This window comes from Streptomyces poriferorum (assembly GCF_019399235.1).
Taxonomy (GTDB): domain Bacteria; phylum Actinomycetota; class Actinomycetes; order Streptomycetales; family Streptomycetaceae; genus Streptomyces; species Streptomyces poriferorum.
The window spans coordinates 1-4,293 of sequence record NZ_JAELVH010000425.1 but is presented as its reverse complement, the minus strand read 5'-3'; the positions used below and the strand labels follow the sequence as shown (position 1 = coordinate 4,293).

At 69.4% G+C, this 4,293-nt stretch carries 3 protein-coding genes; 1 reads left to right on the top strand and 2 read right to left on the bottom strand.

The window, feature by feature from the left end:
* Nucleotides 1-419 precede the first annotated feature (419 nt).
* Entirely contained in the window at nucleotides 420-1,163 is a 744-nt protein-coding gene (locus tag JGS39_RS37555) for a DUF4232 domain-containing protein (protein ID WP_219574266.1), read from the bottom strand.
* Between the two features lie 52 nt (nucleotides 1,164-1,215).
* Complete coding sequence (locus JGS39_RS37550; protein ID WP_219574265.1) at nucleotides 1,216-1,977, bottom strand: DUF4232 domain-containing protein; 762 nt, start codon at nucleotides 1,975-1,977, stop codon at nucleotides 1,216-1,218.
* Nucleotides 1,978-2,393: 416 nt separating this feature from the next.
* Between JGS39_RS37550 and JGS39_RS37545 the strand changes: the two genes are divergently transcribed.
* Complete coding sequence (locus tag JGS39_RS37545; protein ID WP_306070585.1) at nucleotides 2,394-3,839, top strand: helix-turn-helix domain-containing protein; 1,446 nt, start codon at nucleotides 2,394-2,396, stop codon at nucleotides 3,837-3,839.
* Nucleotides 3,840-4,293 lie beyond the last annotated feature (454 nt).

The following is a 4,293-nucleotide window of genomic DNA, read 5'->3' as shown; positions in this document are numbered from 1 at the left end:
TGATCGTGGAGGCGCTGGCGGACCGGTGGGGGGTGGGCGAGCGGTCGCCGGGGAAGATCGTGTGGTGCGAGTTCGGCTGAGGGCAATCGGGAGGCGGCGCAGGCGCTGTGCTCCGTACGATCGACGCCATGAGAGCCTCCGGAACCTTTACCGTCACCTCGTTCGTCCCGGCCGATCTGAAGCCCGTCCCCGAGGTGACCACCGCACTCCCCGTCGGCGTTGCGACCATCGTGAAGAGCTTCGAGGGCGAGATCACGGGGCGTTCGACGGCCCTGTTCACCGCCGCCTTGCGGACCCGGCCAGCGGCGACCGGGCCCGCTGGCCGGGATCCGCGGGGGCGGCGGGCTGGTCGTCGACGAGGACGGCACCCACCGGATCTGGTTCGACTTCGACTTCGACGCCGGCCCCGCAGCAGACGCTCAGTAGGTGAGCGCGTCCGCCATCTCGGTCTGCCAGTAGGTGACGAAGCCGTTGTCGTCCCAGTAGGTGTCGGTCGGGAGCGTCAGGCTGACCGGGGTGCCCGTCGAGCCTTCGCCGCTCCTGGCGGAGAAGTGCACCTGAAGGCGCGTGGCCTCGCGCGGGGACGGGCCGGCGCCGGGCTCTCCGGTCAGCCCGATGCCGGCGTACGCGGACTGGCCCGGGTCGAGCGTCACGACGGCCTGGGGCTTGCTGTCGTCCAGGACCGGGAAGGCGGCCTGCGCGTCGTCGAAGCGGAGCCCCGGCGCGTAGTACGCGTAGCAGGTGCGGTCACCGGTGTTGGTGAGCGTCAGCAGCAGGTGGTTGAGGGGGCGGCTCACCGTGGTGACGGCGGTCCGGGTGTTCCCGCCGTCGCACGTGACGGGGGTGCGGTCGGGCTTGGTGGCGCTGCCGCTGCCTGTTCGCTTCGTGGCGTCGGTGGTGTTCTTCGCGTCGCTGCGGACGGGAGCCGTGGTGTTGTCGGGTGTGCTGACCGTGCCGGTGGTCTTCTCCTCCGGAGCGGCGGTCGCCGCCGGGGGCCGGGACTCCTTGACGGCCTGGTGGGCGGCCTGGTGGGCGGCCGGAGCGGCCGATCCCGCCTTGGCGCTTTCGCTGGTGCCGTTCTCACTGCCGCATGCGGTGAGGGAGAGGGCGGCCAGGAGGGCGGTGGCGGCGAAGGTGGTGGTGCGGATGCGGTTGCTGCGCATGGTGGTGCTCCCCGTGTAGTCGTGCAGTGAAGTGGTGGTGGTCCGTGGCGGCTCAGTAGGTGAGGGCGTCGTCCATGCTCATCTGCCAGTAGGAGACGGTCAGGCTGCTGTCCACGTGGACGCTCTTGGAGAGCGGCACGCTGACCGACGAGCCGGTGTTGTCGGAGTTGCCGTCGCGGTTCTGGAAGCTGACGCTCAGGTCCTTGGCGGAGTAGCCGTTCGAGCCGCTGCCGTCGGCGGACGAGGTCATGACGCCGGCGTACGCGGACTCGCCCGGGTTGATGGTCACCACGGCCTGCGGCTTGCTGTCCTCGAAGGTGTTCGGCACGGACTGGGCCTCGCCGAACTTCAGGTACGGGTAGTAGTAGGCGTTGCAGGCCTTCGAGCCGGTGTTGGTCATCGTGAGCAGCATGTGGTTGACGGGGCGGCTGATCTCGGTGATCGACAGCTTGGTGTTCCCTCCGGTGCAGGTGACCGTGGCCGTGTTGGCGTTGTCGTCGCTGCCGCCGCTACCGCCGTTGCCGTTGCCGTTGCCGCTGTCGTCCTTCGGCTTCGTCGTGGAGGTGCCGCCGCCGGAGCCAGAACCGGTGGCGTCCTTGCCCTGGTCGGCGTCCGGGGCCGCCGTGCCCTTGTCACCGGAGGAACCGGCGCTCTCCGCCGGGGTCTTCGAAGCCGAGCCGGCGGAAGCGGAGGGGAGGGCGTCGTACGGCTCCGGGTCGTCGCCCTGGCAGGCCGTCAGGGACAGGGAGGCGATGAGAGCGACGGTGCCGAGGGCGGAGGTGCGGGCGGCGCGGCGGAAGTTGAGGGTACGCATGAGATGGATTTCCGTTCGTCGAGTGTTGCGGAGTGTGGGGCGCCGCTTTGGCGCATCAGGCGCTGACGGATGTACTGGACAATGACGTGTGGTCAGAGGTGCCACAGGAGTGCGATGACGGTTGCGACCGAGGCGATCAGAACTCCTGCGGCCACTGCGTCGGTCAGGCTGAGTTGAGTACGAGTACGCACGGCGGCTCCCGGAGACGGGCAAGTGGGTGGGTGTACGAGTCGCGCTGCTTGCCCTTACCGGGGTGCTGCTGCGGTGTGTTCCACCATCGTGTCCGGTCGTCGAATCCGGTGGCAACGGTTGCCGGTCGGTACGGGACGCTGGAACGAAAACATGGCCTCTGACCTGCGATGACATCACCTTCCCGGGACGCCGTTCCGGGAAGGCAGGAGAGGGGAACGGTCAGGGTGGGCACGGAGATCCAGGACTTCGCGGCATTGCTCAGGGGGCTGAAGGAGCGCTCGGGGCTGAGCTATGGAGCGCTGGCCCAGAAGCTGCACATGAGCACCTCCACGATTCATCGGTACTGCAACGGCGAGGCGGTCCCGCACGACTACGCGCCGGTCGAGCGCTTCGCGCGCGTGTGCCGTGCGACATCGGACGAGTTGGTGGCGCTGCACCGGCAGTGGATCCTCGCCGACGAGGCGAAGCGGCGAGGCGCCCGGAAGACCGAGGCTGTCGGGACGTTCGAGCCGTCGTTGGTGACGTCGGAGCTCTCGGCCCCGGCGGCGGCGGAACCGGTGAACCGGCATGAGCCGGGACCGGGACCGGGACCGGAAGGCGAACCGGAACGGGGAGCGGAAGCGGAAGGGAACGCGGAAGCGGAGGCGGTCCCCGACGCGACGGTGGCCGAGGACGTGACCCCGGATGTGCGGAACGCCGGTGCCGCGCCGGTCCCGGGCCGGTTGTCCGGCAAGCGGCTGCGGGTCCTGCTCGCGACCGCCGCTGTCGTGGCGCTCACCGTGCCCACGGCTCTGGCGATCAACCACTACTCGGGCGAGCGCACCCGCGAGGAGGGCATGGACACGCCCCGCAGCAGCGCACCGGTCACGCCGAGCCGGAGCGACAGCCCGTCTCCGTCGCCGAGTCCTTCGAAGCCCTCGCCCTCCGCGACCAGCGGTTCCGCTTCACCCTCCGCCACGGCTGCGAAGTCCACCGCCCCCCAGGGTGCGGACGGGAAGGCGGGGAACGGCGTCGGGTCCCAGGGGGTGCCGGTGACCGCCACTCTCAGTGCGTACAACTGGGACTGGCCCTGCGACCAGTACTTCCTGCTCGACCGCGACCCCAAGGGCATGCCGCCGGTGCCCGACACCGCGGACAGGGCCAGGCGCAACTGGGCTGCGCAGCTGGGCGGTGTGGACGCGGGGAAGATGCTGATCGAACTCACCCTGCAGGGAGCGTCGCAGCAGGCGGTCGTCCTGAAGGCGCTCCATGTCCGGGTGGTGAAGCAGGAGGCCGCGACCGACTGGCCCGCGTACTCGATGGGGGAGGGCTGCGGGAGCGGCATCGTGCCGCAGACGTTCAATATCGACCTGGACGACGGCCAGCCCGTATCGCGGCCGGTGGCCGGCGAGGACGCGGGCAAGGTCGTTGCGGCGAAGAACTTCCCGTACCGGGTGAGCTCCACCGACGTGGAGGTGTTCCGCCTCGACGCGCACACCGAGGACCACGATGTGACCTGGTACCTGGAACTGGAGTGGTCCAGCGGGGGCCGGAGCGGGATGTTGCGCATCGACGACAACGGCAAGCCGTTCCGTACGGCCGGAATGATGAACCGGCCCGTGTACGAGTACCGGTCGGATACGGCCGAGTGGGAGGACATCTCGGAGTCGCTGGAGGGGCAGGGCAACTGATCGCCCCTGCGGGGCTCGGGTCTCGAAGCTCGGGGCTCGGGCTTCGGGCAGGGACAGTCACTCGTTCGAGGGACGGTGGGCACGTCTCGGGCCGGGCTCGGCCCGAAGCTCGGGGCTTGGGACCCAAGCTCCGAGATGCGAGCCGCGAGATTCGAGCGCCTTCTTTTAACCGGCCACTGAAAGCAGGGGGGTTGGTCAAACCTCCCCTACCTCCCTGACCCGTAACGGCGAGCAAGTATGACTAATGGTGACGGCTTGCGACGGAGCGTGGCGAGTGTTTACGGTGCGAGAAAGCATCGACCCCGACGCGGTGTTGAACCACCGAGCCGGGGTCTGACCCCAAGATCGGAAAAGGCGATCCCGTGGCTGCCCAGAATTTTAGTCCCGCCCTGCCCGCGCCCGCAGTAGCGGCCCCGTACCCGATGGCCCAGCCCGGCTACGGCAAGCGTTCCGT